Origin of the sequence: Bradyrhizobium sp. HKCCYLRH1034, assembly GCF_051168375.1 — a bacterium.
In the GTDB taxonomy this organism is placed as follows: domain Bacteria; phylum Pseudomonadota; class Alphaproteobacteria; order Rhizobiales; family Xanthobacteraceae; genus Bradyrhizobium.
Genome location: NZ_JBNPUW010000014.1, coordinates 1 through 17,705, shown reverse-complemented (window position 1 = coordinate 17,705; position 17,705 = coordinate 1). Strand labels below are relative to the sequence as shown.

The following is a 17,705-nucleotide window of genomic DNA, read 5'->3' as shown; positions in this document are numbered from 1 at the left end:
TTCGGGCCATCCCGGAATGACAAGACCAAAATTGATTGCCATCGTTGCAACGGGATCTCCCATGCCTCTCCTCCTCACCGAAGAACAATCCATGCTGCGCGACAGCGCGCGCGGCCTCATCAGCGATCACGCACCGATCGCGCACCTACGCAAGCTGCGCGATGATCGCGACGCGACCGGCTTCTCGCGCCAGCTCTGGGCCACCTTCGCCGAGATGGGCTTTGCCGGACTGCTCGTGCCGGAGGAGCACGGCGGCTCCGGCCTCGGCGCGGTCGAAGCCGGCGTCGTGATGGAGGAAATCGGCCGCACCTTGATGCCGTCGCCGTTTCTGGCGACGTCGGTGCTGTCAGCCTCGGCGCTCGCCCGCGCCGGCTCGGCAGCGCAGAAGTCCGAGTATCTGCCGAAGATCGCCAGCGGCGCGCTGCTCGCCGCGCTGGCGCTCGACGAAGGCGCCAAGCATCGTCCTTTGCACACAGCCCTGCAGGCCGTGCGCTCCGGCAACGGCTTCAAACTGAACGGCGCCAAGGCGATGGTGGTCGACGGCCATGTCGCTGATCTCCTGCTCGTCGTCGCGCGCAGTGCGGGCGCGCCTGGCGATCGCGATGGCCTCACGCTGTTCCTGGTCGATCCCAAGGCCAAGGGCGTGGCGATCGAACGCACCATCATGGTCGACGCGCACAACGCCGCGCGGGTCACGCTCGACAACGTCGAGGTCACCGCGGATCACGTGCTCGGCGAGGTCGATGGTGGCGCTGCCACGCTCAGCGCCGTACTCGATCTCGGCCGGGGCGCGGTTGCCTCAGAGATGGTGGGACTGAGCGAGGAGGTGTTCGGCCGCACCGTTGCCTATCTCAAGGAACGCAAGCAGTTTGGCAAGGCCATCGGCGAATTCCAGGCGCTGCAGCACCGTGCCGCGCAGCTCTATATCGAGATCGAGATCACCCGCGCCGCGGTGCTGAAGGCGCTGCAGACGCTCGACGCCGATTCCGCCGGCGCGACGGCCGCCGTGGCCGTCGCCAAGGCCCGCGCGGGCGCGACCGCGACCCGCGCGGTGCAGGAGGGCGTGCAGATGCATGGCGGCATGGGCATGACCGACCAGTTCGACATCGGCTTCTTCATGAAGCGCGCCCGCGTCTGTGAGGAGCTGCTCGGCGATGCGAACTATCACGCAGCGCAGCTGGCTCAGCTCAGGGGGTACTAAGCAAGGCCGCTTGTCGGCACCCGCCGACTCCACACGCTCAGCAGTCATCGTCCGCGAAGGTGGACGATCCAGTACACCGAGAGAGTTGTGATTGACCGAGAAGCCGCAGTGTACTGGGTACCCCGCCTTCGCGGGGTGACTATCGACGGCAACAGCAGACTTCGCAGAAAAAGAGCGCGCCATCACCGATGGCGCGCTCTCATTCGATCAATGATGCATCGCGGTCTTGGCCGGTGGCAGCAGCACCTTGTCGATGACGTGGATGACGCCGTTCGAGGCCATGACGTCGGCCTGCACCACATGCGCGTCGTTGACCTGCACGCCGAAGAAGGTGCCGTCGACGGCCACCGGCTGGCCTTGCGCCGTCTTCACGCTCAGCTTCTTGCCGGCGACGTCGCCGGCCTTCACCGCGCCGGGGATCACGTGATACTTCAGGATCGCGGCGAGCTTGCCCTTGTTCTTCGGCTTGAGCAGATCCTCGACGGTGCCCGGCGGCAGCGCGGCGAACGCCGCGTCGGTCGGTGCGAATACGGTGAAGGGACCCTTGCTCTTCAGCACCGGCACGACACCTGCGGCCTTGGCGGCGGCGACGAGCGTCTTGAACTGACCGGCGCCGACGGCGGTGTCGACGATATCGGCGGCACGTGCCGCGACTGCTGACATGGAGAGCGCGCCCAGCATCAACGCGCCGGCCACGAACGAACGGAATCCCAGCGTCATTCGAGTTTTTCCCTGTGAACTGAACTGATGAGTTGGCTGATGCGCAAAGGGATTTCGGTCCCCCTTGTTCTCCCTGTTGTGCAGGGGCGCATCACCCGACCGGATTGGTCAGGCTCGTTACGATCGCTGCGATTGGCTGGATTTGAGAATGAATTCACGAACTCGTGAGCGGCTCCCCGAGCCTCCCGGGCAGATCGCGCGAGAGCCATGAAACCGCGGGACTAATTGCTTTGCGGGAGCATCCGCAGTGCCCGTCGGGCCATTTTGTCGCAACCCGACGGGCGTTGTCTCGTCGGGCAAATCAGCCGCACATTCCCCGCCGTCACGGCCCGCAAGAGGGACGCTTCGCGATCGTTACGAAACGTGGGCCAGTGACGCGATGGACGCATCGGATCGCAGCGCGAGTGATCGCGCCGACGAACGATGGCGATGCGGACGTGAAAGCGCGTGGTCCTGGCGCCCCGATGCTGGCGTCAAGTCGACGGGGGATGATCCCGGGCGGCGACGGTGGCTAACAAGCCGGACACCGAGGAGAGCGCGCCATAAGCGTTAACACCATCGCGCAGGGAAGGCCGGGTTGTCCCGGCTGAGCCTGTGGTTCTGCCGCCTGCATTTTTTTAAGCAGGCGGACCGCAGGTGCCAGTCGGCACCTGGCCTTCCCTGCGCCCTCGATTTTCGGAGGGTGGAGAATTTGGCAAAGCTCGGGCGCGGAAGACGTCGCGGGGATGATGATGTTTGTTCTGCTCTAAGCACCGGAAAATCAGCCCTCGCGGTGCATATGAATGCGCCTCTCCCCTTGTGGGAGAGGGCTACACAGAAGCCAACTCCAAGCTTGCTCGGGTAAGGGCCTGGTGCGGCAAATGCAGGTCTGAGTTCGTGGCAACCCCTCACCCGGTTTCGATGCTGCGCATCGAAACCACCCTCTCCCACAAGGAGAGAGGGTGCACCGTTCGTGTCGCGAGAGGTGTGAGACCCGTCGAAGCGAAGCCGACAATTCCGACCGGCGTCCTACCTGATCGGCGGCGCGTACTGGACGCCGCCGGCGTTCCACAGCTGGTTCATGCCGCGCGGGATCTTCAGCTTCGACTCGCTGCCGACGTTGCGCTCATAGACCTCGCCGTAATTGCCGACGTGGCGGATGATTCGCGCCGCCCAGTCCTTCGTCAGCCCGAGATCCTCGCCGTAGCTGCCCTCGTTGCCGACCAGCCGCATCACGTCCGGCTTCTTCGACTTCAGCGCCTCGTCGATGTTCTTGGAGGTGACGCCGAGTTCCTCGGCGTTGATCATCGCGTACAGCGTCCACTTCACGATCATCATCCAGTCGTCGTCGCGCTGGCGCACCACGGGCGCGAGCGGCTCCTTGGAGATCAGGTCGGGCAGGATGTCGTGATCGCCGGGCTTCGACAGCGTCAGGCGCAGCGCGTAGAGCTGCGAGACGTCGGCGGTGAAGGTGTCGCACTTGCCACTGTCATACGCCTTGATGACGTCGTCGAGCTTGGGAAACTTCACCTCCTCGTACTTCATGTTGTTGGTGCGGAAATAGTCGCCGAGGTTGAGCGCGTTGGTGGTGGAATCCTGCACGCAGACCTTGCTGCCGTTGAGGTCGAGCGCGGTCTCCAGCTTGCGCGACCGCGGCACCATGAAGCCCTGGCCGTCGTAATAGGCGACCGCCGGGAAATACAGGTCGTAGTTCTGCTCGCGCGCCATCGACCAGGTGGTGTTGCGCGACAGGATGTCGACCTTGCGGCTCTGCAGCTCCTTGAAGCGCTCGTTGGCGTCGAGCGGCACGAACTTCGCCTTCTTCGGATCGTCGAAGATCGCGGCCGCGACGGCGCGGCAGAAGTCGACGTCGAAACCGCTCCAATTGCCCTTGTCGTCGGGAATCGAGAAGCCGGGCAGCCCGGCATTGACGCCGCACAACACCTCGCCGCGGCGGATGGTCCGCTTCAAGGTGCGGGTGTCGTACATCTCATAGGTGACGGCGAGCGCCGCGACGAGGACGGCGACGGCGAGCCCGATCAGCAGGCCGCCTCGGAAAGTGCGCATGGTGAATCTCTTTCAGAAAATGTCAGGACAAAGCGATGGCTGAATGTCCGGCGGCGGGCGCCGGCGTCACAGTTCCGGCTTCTGCCGCACCACGACCTTGGTGCCGACCGGCACGCGGTCGAACAGGTCGGCGACATCGGCATTCACCAGCCGGAAGCAGCCGGAGGAAATCTTGCTGCCGATCGTCCAGGGCTGGTTGGTGCCGTGGATGCGGTACACGGTGGTGCCCAGATACATCGCGCGCGCGCCCAAGGGATTGCCGGGGCCGCCGGCCATGAAGCGCGGCAGATAGGGCTGGCGCTGGATCATCTCCGGCGGCGGCGTCCAATCCGGCCACTCGGCCTTCTTGGTGATCGACAGCAGCCCCTGCCACTGGAAGCCGTCACGGCCGACGCCGATGCCGTAGCGGATGGCACGTCCGCCTGGCTGCACCAGATAGAGGTGGCGTTCGGCGGTGGACACGATGATGGTGCCCGGCGGCTCGGTGGTGCGGAAATAGACCACCTGCTTGCGCCATTCGGGATCGAGCTCGTAGCCGTCATCGGCGACGAGACCGGGCTGATCGCCGGGGTCCTCGGACTGGGCAAAACTATGCGATGTGGACAGCGCCAGCGCGATGATGGCGCTGGCCGCACAAAGCAGGCGACGGAAACTCGGCATTCAAAGCTCTCCTCAACGGACCCCTGCGAAGCTTGCCCGATCAAATCCACCCGTCAAATTTCAGGAGCATATTCGCAGCAAAGTCAAGGTGAGCGCAGGGCGCACCCGTTGTCATCCGAGCTTCATCCAGAGCCGCAGCAGGAAGGCCACCGCGCCGACGGTCGCCACGCCGGCGAGCCAGAGCGCAACGAACCAGGCGAGGCGCTTCGCGAGGGACGCGGGCTCGGGAGCGCGCATCAGTGATAGCCGCTGTCGTGCCCGACCTTGCCGCGAAACACCCAATAGGCCCAGCCGGTGTAGCCGAGGATCAGCGGCACCAGCACCAGCACGCCGGGCAGCATGATCAGTTGGCTGCGTTCGGGTGCTGCCGCCTGCCAGATCGTGATGCTCTGCGGCACGACGTAGGGATACATGCTGATGCCGAGGCCCGCGTAGGAGAGGAAGAACAGCGCGAGTGCGAGAAAGAACGGCCAGCTATCGTGCCTCTGGGCGAGGTTCTTCATCATCAGCACGGTGACGCCGACGACGGCGAGCGGCACCGGCGCGGTGAGAATGATCGCCGGCCACCTGAACCAGCGGTCCGAATATTGGATCGTGAGCAGCGGCGTCCACAGACTGACGGCGGCAATGGCGAGCAGCATCGCGAACAGCAGGACCCAGCTGATGCGATAGGCCTTGTCGCGCAGGTCCCCCTCTGTCTTCAGGATCAGCCAGGTTGCGCCGAGCAGCGCGTAGCCGACCACGAGCGAGACGCCGGTGAGGAGGCTGAACGGCGTCAGCCAGTCCCACCAGCCGCCAGCATAGTGCCGGCCCTCGACATGCACGCCCTGCAGGATGGCGCCGAGCGCGATGCCCTGCGCGAGCGCCGCGACCCATGACCCGCCGGCAAAGGCGATGTCCCACAGATTGCGTGTGGCGCGGGTGCGCCAGCGGAATTCGAAGGCGACGCCGCGGAAGATCAGGCCGACCAGCATCGCGATCAGCGGCGCATACAGCGCCGGCATCAGGATGGAATAAGCGAGCGGGAACGCGGCCATCAGGCCACCGCCGCCGAGCACCAGCCAGGTCTCGTTGCCGTCCCACACCGGCGCCACGGTGTTGGTGATGACGTCGCGGTCCTGCTTGCCTGGAAACAGCGGGAAGAGGATGCCGAGGCCGAGATCGAAGCCGTCCATCACGACGTAGATGAACACGGCGAGCGCGATGATGAAGGCCCAGAGGGTGGCGAGATCGATGGCGACGCTCATGATCCGACTACTCCCTGCACGACGCCGGCGGCCGGCGTGATGCCGGCGGTGCGGACCGGCTGCTCGCTGCTCGGGCCCGGCTCGCCGGGATGCGGCGGCTCGGCCATCAGACGCAGGATGTACAGCACGCCGGCGGCGAAGATGATGAAATACACGATGATGAAGGCGATCAGCGAGGCACCCACGGCCGGGGCCGCGAGCGGCGAAACGGAATCGGTGGTGCGCAGCAGCCCGTATACGGTGAACGGCTGCCGGCCGGTCTCGGTGGTGATCCAGCCGGCCATGACGGCCATGAATCCCGCAGGTCCCATCGCAATCGCGAAGCGGTGCAGGCCGCGATTGATGTACAGCCGCCCGCGCCAGCGCTCCCACAGGCTGAACAGGCCGAGCGCCAGCATCAGCAGGCCCAGGCCGACCATGATGCGGAACGACCAGAAGGTGATCGGCACCGGCGGCCAGTCCTGCCGCGGCACGGTGTCGAGGCCGGCCATCGGTGCGTCGATCTGGTGCTTGAGGATCAGCGAGCCGAACTTGGGGATCCCGAGTGCCCACTTCAGCTCGCCCTTCTCCTGGTCGGGCCAGCCGAACAGGTACAGCGGCGCGCCGTCCTTGTGGCTCTCGAAATGGCCTTCCATGGCCATGATCTTCACCGGCTGGTGTTCGAGCGTGTTGAGGCCGTGCTGATCGCCGACCAGGATCTGCAGCGGCGCCACCAGCGCCGCCATCCACATCGCCATCGAGAACATCACGCGCGGGCCCGGCAGATGCGGATTGCGCAGCAGATGCCAGGCGCCGACTGCGCCGACCACCAGCGAGGTGGTGAGATACGCTGCCAGCACCATGTGCACGAGGCGGTAGGGGAACGACGGATTGAAGATGACTGCGAGCCAGTCGACCGAGACGAACTGGCCGTCGGCGTTGACGGCATAGCCCGCCGGCGTCTGCATCCAGGAATTGGCCGAGAGAATCCAGAATGCCGAGATCAGCGTGCCCACGGCGACCATCAAGGTGGCCAGGAAATGCAGCTTCGGGCCGACGCGCTTCAGGCCGAACAGCATGACGCCGAGAAAGCCGGCCTCGAGGAAGAACGCCGTCAGCACCTCATAGGCCATCAGTGGTCCGATCACCGGTCCGACCTTGTCGGAATAGACCGACCAGTTGGTGCCGAACTGGTAGGACATCACGATGCCGGAGACGACACCCATGGCAAACGCGATGGCGAAGATCTTGAGCCAGTAATTGAAGACGTTGAGATAGACGTCGCGGCCGGTCCACAGCCACAGCGCCTCGAGCACGGCGAGGTAGGACGCGAGCCCGATCGAGAAGGCGGGGAAGATGATGTGGAAGGTGACCGTGAAGGCGAACTGCGCGCGCGCCAGCTCAACCGCATCCAAACCGAACATCAGCACCGTCCGTCATTGCCGTGGGGCTTGTAGCACCGCCCCATGACGGAAGATTGCACCGGCAACGCGCGATATCAAATGGTCAAATCGCCCTATTGGCGAGGTGAGCGGTCCCAAACGACGAAGACCCGGCGGGGGCATCCGCCGGGTCTTCGGAGCAACCTTGGAAGGTGGAGGTATCCTTGAATTTGCTCGCTCCAAACCGAGATCAGCTGGGGGACTGAGGCTCGGCTGATGGATAACGTTCTAGCGGCCGAAATTTTCCAGGTGATTTCGCCGATTGTTTCAATTGTTTCGTTCGGCGATTTTCGTGCGTCGTCTTTGGAACCCGCCGGGGCGGCAGCCCCGACGAGAATGAAGCTTGGTCAGGCGGCGAGGCTGTGGACGCCGGCACCGCGCAGCAGCTCGGCCAGGTGCTTGCGGGCATAGAACATGCGCGTCTTCACCGTGCTCTGCGGAATGCCGATGATCTGCCCGACCTCCTCCACCGACTTCTCATGGTAGTAGATCAGGGTGATGATCTCGCGATGCGCCGGCGACAGCTTGGCGACGCAGGCGCGCAGGATGGCGCTGGTGGTGGAGCGCTCGAGCGAGGTCTCCGGCGTGTCGGAGTCGTCGGCGATCTCGCGCACCTCGTCCTGGTCGATGTCCTCGAAGCGGCGCTGGCGCAGCGCGGTCAGCGCCTTGAAGCGGGCGATCGACAGCAGCCAGGTCGAGACCTGCGAGCGGCCCTCGAACTGCTTGGCGGTGCGCCAGACGTCCAGGAACACCTGGCTGACGAGGTCCTCGGCGATCGTGGTGTCGCGGACGATGCGCAGGATGAAGCGATAGACCCGCACATTGTGACGCGCATAAAGCGTGTGCATCGCGGTGCGATCGCCATCGGCAATGCTCTCCAGGAGCATGTCGTCCGTGGTCGCCTGGGCGGCGATGATGCCCTGGCTGGCTGCGGAATTGATGGCAACGACGTTCTGCATGGCACTCTCCCGTTCCGCCGCCCCCTTGCGGCGTTTCGACGGGATGGATTGTTAAGGAGTGCCCGTTTCGGGACGTCTGCACGAAAACAGGAAAATGGTTTCGTGCGCCTGCGGAAATGTTTCGTCGCGCCGCACATCGCGAAACAGTCGTGGCGGAATTGTGCCCAATTCCAAAAAGCGGAACGGAATGCGGGTACAGAGGCTGCTTTCGCCGCCGCCGGCCGGCTGTCCTCAGGCCTTCTCGCCGGCCGGGGAGAACAGGTAGCCGCCGCCGCGAATGGTCCGGATCACGGCCGGTTTGGTCGGATCGGGCTCGATTTTGCGACGGATGCGCATGATTCTAAGATCCACGGCGCGATCGAACGCCTCCGCATCGCGGGCATTGGCGAGCTCCAGCAGCCGCTCGCGCGACAGCACCCGCTTCGGGTTGGCGGCGAACACTTTGAGCAGGCCGAACTCGGACGCCGTCAGCGGGTGCTCGTTGCCTTCGTCATCGCGCAGCGCCTGGGCATCGAGATCCAGCCATTTGGTGCCGAACCGCACCAATTGCGGGTCCTTGGCCTGGGCCGGAGCGGTCTCCGTGACGGCCGCCGCAGCCTTGGCCGGTCCGCTGCGGCGCAGCACGGAGCGGATCCGGGCCATCAATTCGCGCAATTCGCACGGCTTGGCGACGTAATCGTCGGCGCCAAGCTCAAGCCCGACCACGCGGTCGATCGGGCTGGCGGTGGCCGTCAGCATGATCACCGGGATGTTGGTGCGGCCCTTGAGATCGCGAATGATCGACAGGCCGTCTTCTTCGGGCATGTTGAGGTCGAGCACGACGAGATCTGCGGGGCCGGTCTCGATGGCGCTGCGCAGGCTCTTGCCGCCGTCGCACAGCGTCACGCTGAAGCCGTGCATCTTGAGGTAATCACCCACCATTTCGCGGGCAGGGGCCTCGTCGTCGACGATGATGATGTGCTGGCTCTGACTCATGACAATTCGGCCGCCGGCAGTGTGATGGTGAAGGTCGATCCGGATCCCGGCCCTTCGCTCCTGGCCGTCACCTCGCCACCATGCATGTCGACGATGCGTTTGACAATCGACAGGCCGAGCCCGGTCGAGCTCTCGCCCGCGGTCGGTTTGGCCGACAGCCGCTGGAACCGCCCGAACAGGCGGCCGAGATCCTCCGGCGAGAGGCCAGCGCCCTGGTCGGTGACGGCGATGATGGTGTTGTCGCCGTCATCGGCGGCGTTCACGGTGATCCTGCCGCCGATCGGGCTGTACTTGATCGCGTTGCTCAAGAGATTGTCGATCGCCTCGCGGATCCGGTCGATGTCGCACATGGTCGACAGCAGCGTCGGCGCCGAGACCTCGATGACCTGCTGCTTGTTGAGGGCGAGCGGCTGGTTGGCCTCGACCACCTCGTGGATCAGGGCCGTGATGTCGACCGGCTCGCGGCGGATGGTGATGTCGAAGGCGTCGGCCATCGCATCCGAGATCAGATGGTCGACCATCGACGTCAGCCGCTTGGCGGCATCGCGGATATGTCCGACCTGGCTGGTGATGCCCTCTGCGGAGGCGCCGGTCGCGATCAATTCGGTCAGCATTTCCGTGCGGCCGAGGATGACGCCCAGCGGATTCTTCAGGTCATGGGCAACGGTGCCGAGAATCTCGTTCTTGAAGCCGTTGGCGCGCTGCAGCCGCAGCCATTGCGCCGACAGCCGCCGGTTGGCCTGCATCAGCGCGCGGGTGCGCTGGGCGACGCGGTCCTCGAGCTGGGTGTTGGCCTCATGCAGCTGCTGATACAGGATCACGTTGTCGAAGGCGATCGACAGCCGGCTGGAGAAGATCTCGACCAGCGAACGGTCGGTCTCGGACAGCGGCCGCTCCGCCTGCAGCAGCACCACGACTTCGCGCCCCGAGCCGGTGCGGACATAGAGCACGGTGCGGTGGTCTGCGAATTCGTTGCTGCGCTGCCTGAAGGCGGCCTCGACCATGTCGCGCAGATCCGGATCGAGCGAGCGCGAGGTGACGGCGCCGGAGAAGCGGCTGTAGCAGCCGGAGCCGGCCAGCACCGAAAAATCGTCGGTCTGGCTGCCGTCGTCGCGCAGCACCAGGATCCCCGCGCAATCCACGTTCAGCAGCGACGCGATCTGGGTCAGCACGCCCTCGGCCAGCCGCTGCATCGACTTGAAATCATACAGCGTCGAGGCGGCGTCGATGATGATCTCGAGGCCGCGCCGGGTCTGCACCATGCGCTCGAGCTGCTGGTAGCTGCGCAGCGCCGCCGTCAGCGAGGTGAACAGCTTGTCGGCGGTGAGCTCGGTCTTGGCCTTGTAATCGTTGATGTCGTACTGGACGATGACGCGCCGCTCCGGCGCCTGGCCCGGCTGCCCGGTCCGCAGGATGATGCGGACGGTCTCGTTCTTGATCTCGTTGCGGATGTATTCGACGAGCTCGAGCCCGGCGACGTCGGTCTCCATGATGACGTCGAGCAGCACGGCCGCGATGTCGGTGTGCTCCCGCATCAGCGCGCGGCCTTCGGCCGCCGAATAGGCGGACAGGATTTCGAGCCCCTGGCCGTTCAGGCTGTAATCCGACAGCGCAAAGCGGGTGCCCTCGTGCACGGCATGGTCGTCGTCGATGACGGCGATCTTCCATTTCCGGGCCGAACCGTCGTCCTCGTCGAAACCGGTATCCTCGATCAGTTGGAGGACATCGTCCTGTTCGGCCATTGCGTCGTTCCGTCACCCATTGCTGTCTCGGCGCCGCCCTTGGCGACCCGCGGCATGATAATCCGAAAGGTGGTGCCTTGTCCCTCGCGGGATTCCAGCATCATGCGGCCACCGAGCTGCTGCGTCACCAGATTGTAGACGATATGCAGCCCGAGCCCCGTTCCCCCTTCGTTGCGGCGTGTCGTGAAGAACGGATCGAAGGCCTGGCGCTGCACGTCGGGGGGCATGCCGGCCCCGTTATCGGCGAAAATGATCTCGATGTCATCCGTGCCGCGCGGCCGCGCCGTGATCGAGATGGTGCCCGCGCGGCCGTCGGCAAAGGCGTGGTTGACGGCGTTGAGGAACAGGTTGGTGAGAATCTGACCGTAGAACCCGGGATAGCCGTCGATGAAAAGCCCCTCGGGGACATCGACCGCCAGCGTGATCGGCGCGCGCTTGAGCACCGGCTTGAGGCTGGTGATGATCTGATCGGTCGCCTCGCTCAGGACAAAGGCCCGTCGCTCCGCATGGGAGCGGTCGACCGCGACCTGCTTGAACGACTGGATCAACTCGCCGGCGCGCTGCAGGTTGGCGACCAGTTGCTCGGACGCATCGCGCGACGAACGCACGAACTCCTCCAGTTGCGACCGGCGCAGGCCGCCTTCGGGCGACCGCAGCGCCGCCTCGAACATCTCGACGCGGCGTGCGAAGCTGGAGGCCACCGTCAGGCTGATGCCGATCGGGTTGTTCACCTCGTGGGCGACGCCGGCGACCAGCCCGCCCAGCGCCGCCAGCCGCTCGGCATCGATGAGATTCCGTTGCGCGGCATTGAGCTCGAGCAGCGCGCTCTCGGCCTTTTCCTTCGCGGTGCGCAACTCGTCCTCGGTCTTGCGCTTGGCGATCGCGTTCTCGCGGAAGGTCTCGACGGCGCGGGCCATCGCGCCGACCTCGTCGCGCGCCTCGGTGCCCTGGACCTCGCGGTCGTAGTCGCCCAGCATGATTGCGCGCATCGAGGCCATGATCTGCTGCAGCGGCAGCCGGATCGACAAGGCGATCAGCACGCCCGCGGACAGGATGACTCCCAGGAAGATCACCGCGATCGAGAGGACGCGGCGGGAGATGTCCTTCAACGTCCGATCGAACGTCGCCTGCGCCTTCTGCTCGTGCTGGCGCATCTTCACCGACAGGCCGTCGATGGCGCCGATGGTTTCGGCCTGGCTGGCATCGATGGTGTTGCGCAGCAGTTCGGTGCGGTTGGTGAGCTGATCGGTGAGCTTGGAGAATCCCGCGCGCAGCGCCGCGGTCCGGGCCGACAGCCGCTGCAGCGCCAGCCGCTGCAGATCATTGTCCGCAAGGCTCGACATCACCGGAATGGTCTTCTCGATCGTCTCCGTGTTGCGGCGCGCGTCCTCGGCGGAGGCGGGCGCGAGCGACAGGTAGTAGGAATTGGCCGCGACCAGCATGGCGGTGAAGGCCTCGCGCGACTTGCCGAGCGAGGGCCAGATCTGCGCGTCGCGATGGCCGGTCGCGCCTTCGATCACCGAATAGAGCCCGGCGATGTCGCGGGCGGGGCCGAGAACCTCTTCCTCATAGGTCTTGGAGATCGTCGCCTGCAGACTTCGCAGCTCGCCGAAGCCGTCCAGGAAACGCACGGTGACGCGCTCCAGCTCCTCGACCGACCCCGACAGCATCGGGTCGGTCGAGGCGCGCGTCGTCAGCGTCCCGAGCACGGCCTCGCGCAGCAGCAGGATCTCGGCGAACAGCTCCGGGCTCGGCTGATTGATGTAGCGATGAATGAGGTTCTGCAGCCGGCTCGTCTCGCTTTCGAGCAGGGCCAGCACCTTGTCGGATTCCCGGACCTGGCGAACGTCGTCCCAGGCCGTGCCCAGCACCGTCGCGCCGTTCCAGATCAGCGCCGCCAGCACGATCACGACAGCCGAGTTGAGCGCGGCGATCGAGAGGATGCGCCAGCGGATCGGAACCGCCCGCAGCGCGCGAACGATCCGTGCCCGCCCCAGGACCGCCAGACCGAGCGGCCGCGCGACGGATTTCCGCTGCTCGGATCGCGCCACGATCGCTACCTCGGGCCGGGCGTGCGGAGCCTGCCTGCGTCCGCTCTGCCGCGCGCAGCCGGGCCTGTATGCTGCGGCGCAGCCAGTCGCGCCGCCGAGCATGATGGGCGTGAAAGGGACGAGCGGTACCGCGCGCCCGCCTCAGCGCGCATCAGCACCGGCGTGACGTCCACTCTCGAGATCGACGAAAGATGGGCGCGGTACACAGGCAACACTTTTCCCCCTGATGATGAGGTCGGCCCGGACATGAAAAGGTTCAATGCACTCCCGAACAGGTGCTATAAGGCCATTCTGACGTCAAAGCGATACACGTCAATGGTTTGCTGATAGTTTGTTGCAGCCTTGGGTTGCTGGACCTGATTTTTCGGTCCGATTGCGATCTCAGCCCGAGCCTATTCATTCATCGAATTGGAGTTGCCTCCTGGTGACGGTCCTTCTGCGTTCTGTTTCGTTTGCAATCCTGCTCTGGACGGTTGTTGGCGCAAGCACGGCCAAGGCCGCGACCGAGATCGTGTGGTGGCATGCGATGTCGGGCGAGCTTGGTAGGCAGGTCGACAGGCTGGCGGCCGACTTCAACGCGTCGCAGTCCGACTACCGCATCGTGCCGAGCTACAAGGGCAGCTATACGGAGACCGTGACGGCGGCCATCTTCGCGTTCCGCTCGCGCAGCCAGCCGGCGATCGTGCAGGTCAATGAGATCGCGACCGCGACGATGACGGCGGCCAAGGGCGCGATCTATCCCGTTTACGAATTGATGCGCGACGAGCAGGAGAGCTTTTCGCCGTCGGCCTATCTGCCCGCGATCGCCGGCACCTATGCCGACGCCGACGGCAACATGCTGTCGTTTCCGTTCAACGCCTCCACGCCCATCCTCTACTACAACAAGGATCAGTTTCGCGCGGCCGGGCTCGATCCGGGCGTGGCGCCGAAGACCTGGTCCGAGCTCGGCAAGGCTGCCCGGCGGCTGCGCGACAACGGTGTCGCCTGCGGCTTCACGACGTCGTGGCCGGCCTGGATCAACGTGGAGAATTTCTCGGCCTTCCACAATCTGCCGATCGCCACGCGGGCCAACGGCTTTGCCGGACTGGACGCCGTGCTGACGTTCAACAATCCGCAGGTCACGCGGCACATCGCCCAGCTCGCGGAATGGCAGAAGAGCAAGGTGTTCGACTATGGCGGCCGCGGTCAGGCTGCCGAGCCGCGTTTCCAGAAGGGCGAGTGCGGCATCTTCATCGGCTCCTCGGCAACGCGCGCCGACATCAAGGCGAATTCGAAGTTCGAGGTCGGCTACGGCATGATGCCGTACTGGCCTGACGTTGCGGCCGCGCCGCAGAATTCGATCATCGGCGGCGCGACGTTGTGGGTGCTCCGCGACCGTCCTGCGGCCGAGTACAAGGGCGTGGCCAAGTTCTTCGCCTATCTGTCGCGGCCCGATGTTCAGGCCGCTTGGCACCAGAATACGGGCTATTTGCCGATCACGCAGGCGGCCTTCGATCTGACGCGCGCGCAGGGCTTCTACGACCGCAATCCAGGAGCCGCGATCTCGATCGAGCAGGTGACGCTCAACCCACCCACGGAGAATTCGCGCGGACTGCGGCTCGGCTCGTTCGTGCTGATCCGTGATGCCATCGAGGACGAGATGGAGCAGGCCTTCAGCGGCCGCAAACCGGCGCAGGCGGCGCTCGATGCCGCCGTCGACCGCGGCAACCGTCTGCTGCGCCAGTTCGAGCGCGCGAGCCCGGATCGCTGAAAATGACGTTGCCACCGGTCGCCGATGGCGCGCAGCTCCGGCGCCTCCGTGCCGACGTGACGCGCTGGCTGCCGGCTGCACGCGATATTGCGCGCGGCCATGGCTACGACGACGCGCGGCTGGTGCCGTTCGCGGCGGGCACCAATCTGGTCCTCGCGCTGAACGACGGACTGATCCTGAAGGTCTTCCCGCCGTTTCATCGCCGCAAGTTTCAGTCCGAGCGGGCGGCCTTGCGCGTGCTCGCCGGTGGCGTCGGCGACGTCCGTACCCCCGACCTGCGACACGAGGGGGAGCGCGACGGCTGGTGCTATCTGATCATGACCAGGCTCGGCGGCATGCCTGCTTCGGATGTGTGGCGGCAACTCCCGGAGTGGGACAAGCAGCTCTTGCTCAGGCAGGTCGGTCGTCTGATCGCCGCCGTGCAGCGGGTCCCGCCTGGCGAGCTGCTGGCGCTCGGTCCGCGCTGGTCGGATTTCTTGCGGATGCAGATGGTCGGATGTCATGCACGCCATCAGCGGCTCGGCTTGCCGCCGACGCTTCTCGCCGGGCTGGACGATCTCCTGCGCGAGGCCTCAGCACTGCTGCCGCAGGATCCGCCGCCGGTCATCCTGACCGGTGAATACATTCCGGAGAACTTACTCGTCACGCGCAGCGGTGATGGCTGGCAGCTGAGCGGGCTGTTCGACTTCGGCGACGTCATGACCGGTTTTGGCGAGTATGATCTGCTCGGGCCGAGCGCCTTCATGGCAGCGGGTCATCCCGGGCGCGTGCGTGCCTTGTTCGACGGCTACGGATTTGCGCTGGAGGACATCGACCGGCAGCTGAAGCGACGGCTGCTGGTCCTGCTGTTGCTGCACCAGTACAGCGATCCGCTCCGCCACATCTGCATTCCGGATTGGCCGGCCAAGGTCCGCGACTTCGACGAGCTGCAGGCGCTGATCTGGCCGGAGTGATCCTAACCGGGGCGGCGGTCCAACAGGCGTTGCGTAAATCTGTCGCAGACTAACTGAGGTGATTATAAACTCAGCAAATATGCAGCTTTGTATGCAATTGGGGGCGCTGAGCTGTGCCGCTCGGTCAAGGCTCCTCGATATTTCAATAGCTTAGCTTTCAGCCGGGCTTGGCACGAAGCTTGCGACCACTGTTCCCGACAGTCGTTATCCTCGGGGGCATTTGATGAAGCGTCGCGATTTTCTGAAATCCGTGTCCGGTCTGGCTGCAGGGGCGGCGCTGCCAATGGCGCCGGCCATCATGTCTTCCGCCATGGCCGACGCGCGGTCCGAGACGCTGCTGATCGTGTCCGAAGGCGGTCCCAACAACCTCGACATCCACGGCGTCGGCACCAACGTGCCGGGCTACGAGGTGTCCTGGAACTGCTATGACCGCCTGATCAGCCACGAGATGAAGAGCGGCCCGGGCGGGGTGCCGTACTACGACCGCGACAAGTTCAAGCCCGAACTCGCCGAGGACATGACCATCGGCGACATGTCCGCCACCTTCAAGCTGCGCAAGAACGCCAAATTCCACGACGGCACGCCGGTCACGGCCAAGGACGTGAAGTGGTCGCTCGATCGCGCCGTCAGCGTCGGTGGCTTCCCGACCTTCCAGATGAGCGCCGGCTCGCTGACCAAGACCGAGCAGTTCGTCATCGTCGATGACCACACCGTGCGCGTCGACTTTCTGAAGAAGGACCGCCTGACGATCCCCGATCTCGCCGTCATTGTCCCCTGCGTGGTCAACTCGGAGCTCGTGAAGAAGAACGCGACCGACAAAGACCCATGGGGGCTCGAATATACCAAGCAGCAGACCGCGGGTTCCGGCGCCTACAAGGTGACGAAGTGGACCGCCGGTACCGAAGTGATCATGGAGCGCAACGACGACTGGGCGTGCGGTCCGCTGCCGAAGATCAAGCGTGTGATCTGGCGCATGGTGCCGCAGGCCGGCAACCGGCGCGCGCTGCTCGAGCGCGGGGATGCCGACATCTCCTATGAGCTGCCGAACAAGGACTTCCAGGAGATGAAGTCGAACGGCAAGCATACCGTGATCTCGCTGCCGATCTCGAACGGCATCCAGTATATCGGCATGAACGTGACCAAGCCGCCGTTCGACAATCCCAAGGTCCGGCAGGCGCTCGCCTATGCAATGCCCTATCAGAAGATCATCGATGCCGTGATGTTCGGCCTTGCCAATCCGATGTTCGGCGCGCCGGCGGATAAGGCGACCGAGGTGGCGTGGCCGCAGCCGACCAAGTACTTCACCGACATGGAGAAGGCAAAAGCGCTGCTGGCGGAAGCCGGCTACCCCAACGGCTTCGAAACCACGATCTCCTTCGACCTCAATTTCGCACAGGTCAACGAGCCCTTGTGCGTGTTGGTGCAGGAGAGCCTCGCCCAGCTCGGCATCAAGACCACCATCAACAAGGTGCCTGGCGCCAACTGGCGCACCGAGCTGAACAAGAAGGAGATGCCGCTCTTCACCAACATCTTCTCGGGCTGGCTCGATTACCCCGAATACTTCTTCTACTGGTGCTATCACGGCAACAATTCCGTGTTCAACACGATGAGCTACAAGTCGCCCGAGATGGACAAGCTCATCAACGGCGCGCGTGACGCCGCCGCGGCCGGGGACAAGGCGACGTACGATGCCGACGTGAAGGGCTTCGTCGATCTCGCCTTCGCCGAGGTGCCACGCATTCCGCTGTATCAGCCGTTCGTCAACGTCGCGATGCAGAAGAACATCTCCGGCTATCAGTACTGGTTCCACCGTAGGCTCGACTATCGGGCTCTGGTGAAGGGGTGAGACAGTGATGGGGGGATGTCATATGGGCCGAGCTCTCTCATTCCCTCCCCCCTTGTGGGGCAGGGGAATCGCATATGATTTTTCGGCCTCTATTGCATTGTTCCGCAAGAGAGATTCTGAAGACGACTCCATTG

Annotated in this window: 14 protein-coding genes; 4 read left to right on the top strand and 10 right to left on the bottom strand. The window is 64.8% G+C overall.

Annotated features, from left to right (window positions below; genetic code table 11):
* The first annotated feature begins 61 nt into the window (after window positions 1–61).
* On the top strand, window positions 62–1,201 hold the full coding sequence (locus ACQR0W_RS27175; RefSeq protein WP_316165625.1) for an acyl-CoA dehydrogenase family protein: 1,140 nt from the start codon (window positions 62–64) through the stop codon (window positions 1,199–1,201).
* Window positions 1,202–1,408: 207 nt separating this feature from the next.
* Here ACQR0W_RS27175 and ACQR0W_RS27170 read toward each other — a convergent pair whose 3' ends face one another.
* From ACQR0W_RS27170 to ACQR0W_RS27125, 10 genes are all read right to left on the bottom strand, one after another.
* Complete coding sequence (locus tag ACQR0W_RS27170; RefSeq protein ID WP_316165816.1) at window positions 1,409–1,864, bottom strand: fasciclin domain-containing protein; 456 nt, start codon at window positions 1,862–1,864, stop codon at window positions 1,409–1,411.
* 1,065 nt (window positions 1,865–2,929) lie between these two features.
* Entirely contained in the window at window positions 2,930–3,967 is a 1,038-nt protein-coding gene (locus ACQR0W_RS27165; RefSeq protein ID WP_316171989.1) for an amino acid ABC transporter substrate-binding protein, read from the bottom strand.
* Window positions 3,968–4,033: 66 nt separating this feature from the next.
* On the bottom strand, window positions 4,034–4,627 hold the full coding sequence (locus ACQR0W_RS27160) for a L,D-transpeptidase (RefSeq protein WP_315717095.1): 594 nt from the start codon (window positions 4,625–4,627) through the stop codon (window positions 4,034–4,036).
* 111 nt (window positions 4,628–4,738) lie between these two features.
* The gene (locus ACQR0W_RS27155; protein ID WP_315717096.1) at window positions 4,739–4,864 is read right to left on the bottom strand and encodes a DUF2474 family protein; all 126 of its coding nucleotides are present in this window, start codon (window positions 4,862–4,864) and stop codon (window positions 4,739–4,741) included.
* Entirely contained in the window at window positions 4,864–5,874 is a 1,011-nt protein-coding gene (cydB, locus tag ACQR0W_RS27150) for a cytochrome d ubiquinol oxidase subunit II (protein ID WP_315751177.1), read from the bottom strand. The genes ACQR0W_RS27155 and cydB overlap by 1 nt, the downstream gene beginning before the upstream one ends.
* Window positions 5,871–7,277, bottom strand: coding sequence for a cytochrome ubiquinol oxidase subunit I (locus ACQR0W_RS27145; RefSeq protein ID WP_316171990.1), 1,407 nt, complete (start codon window positions 7,275–7,277; stop codon window positions 5,871–5,873). The genes cydB and ACQR0W_RS27145 overlap by 4 nt, the downstream gene beginning before the upstream one ends.
* A 365-nt stretch (window positions 7,278–7,642) precedes the next feature.
* Window positions 7,643–8,254 carry a sigma-70 family RNA polymerase sigma factor gene (locus tag ACQR0W_RS27140; RefSeq protein WP_315801638.1) on the bottom strand — a complete coding sequence of 204 codons (612 nt, stop codon included), beginning with the start codon at window positions 8,252–8,254 and terminating at the stop codon, window positions 7,643–7,645.
* A 231-nt stretch (window positions 8,255–8,485) separates the two neighbouring features.
* Window positions 8,486–9,229 carry a response regulator gene (locus tag ACQR0W_RS27135; protein WP_315717100.1) on the bottom strand — a complete coding sequence of 248 codons (744 nt, stop codon included), beginning with the start codon at window positions 9,227–9,229 and terminating at the stop codon, window positions 8,486–8,488.
* The gene (locus ACQR0W_RS27130; RefSeq protein ID WP_315751180.1) at window positions 9,226–10,971 is read right to left on the bottom strand and encodes an ATP-binding response regulator; all 1,746 of its coding nucleotides are present in this window, start codon (window positions 10,969–10,971) and stop codon (window positions 9,226–9,228) included. The genes ACQR0W_RS27135 and ACQR0W_RS27130 overlap by 4 nt, the downstream gene beginning before the upstream one ends.
* Complete coding sequence (locus tag ACQR0W_RS27125) at window positions 10,941–12,926, bottom strand: sensor histidine kinase (protein WP_409977917.1); 1,986 nt, start codon at window positions 12,924–12,926, stop codon at window positions 10,941–10,943. Before ACQR0W_RS27125 ends, ACQR0W_RS27130 begins: the two co-directional genes overlap by 31 nt.
* A 520-nt stretch (window positions 12,927–13,446) precedes the next feature.
* Between ACQR0W_RS27125 and ugpB the strand changes: the two genes are divergently transcribed.
* The 3 genes from ugpB (at window position 13,447) to ACQR0W_RS27110 (ending at window position 17,571) form a co-directional block, all read left to right on the top strand.
* Window positions 13,447–14,772, top strand: coding sequence for a sn-glycerol-3-phosphate ABC transporter substrate-binding protein UgpB (ugpB, locus tag ACQR0W_RS27120; protein WP_315717102.1), 1,326 nt, complete (start codon window positions 13,447–13,449; stop codon window positions 14,770–14,772).
* Window positions 14,773–14,774: 2 nt separating this feature from the next.
* Window positions 14,775–15,725, top strand: coding sequence for a phosphotransferase family protein (locus ACQR0W_RS27115; RefSeq protein ID WP_316171992.1), 951 nt, complete (start codon window positions 14,775–14,777; stop codon window positions 15,723–15,725).
* 223 nt (window positions 15,726–15,948) lie between these two features.
* Window positions 15,949–17,571 (top strand): ABC transporter substrate-binding protein, encoded by a 1,623-nt coding sequence (locus ACQR0W_RS27110; protein WP_316171993.1) that lies wholly within the window; start codon window positions 15,949–15,951, stop codon window positions 17,569–17,571.
* Window positions 17,572–17,705 lie beyond the last annotated feature (134 nt).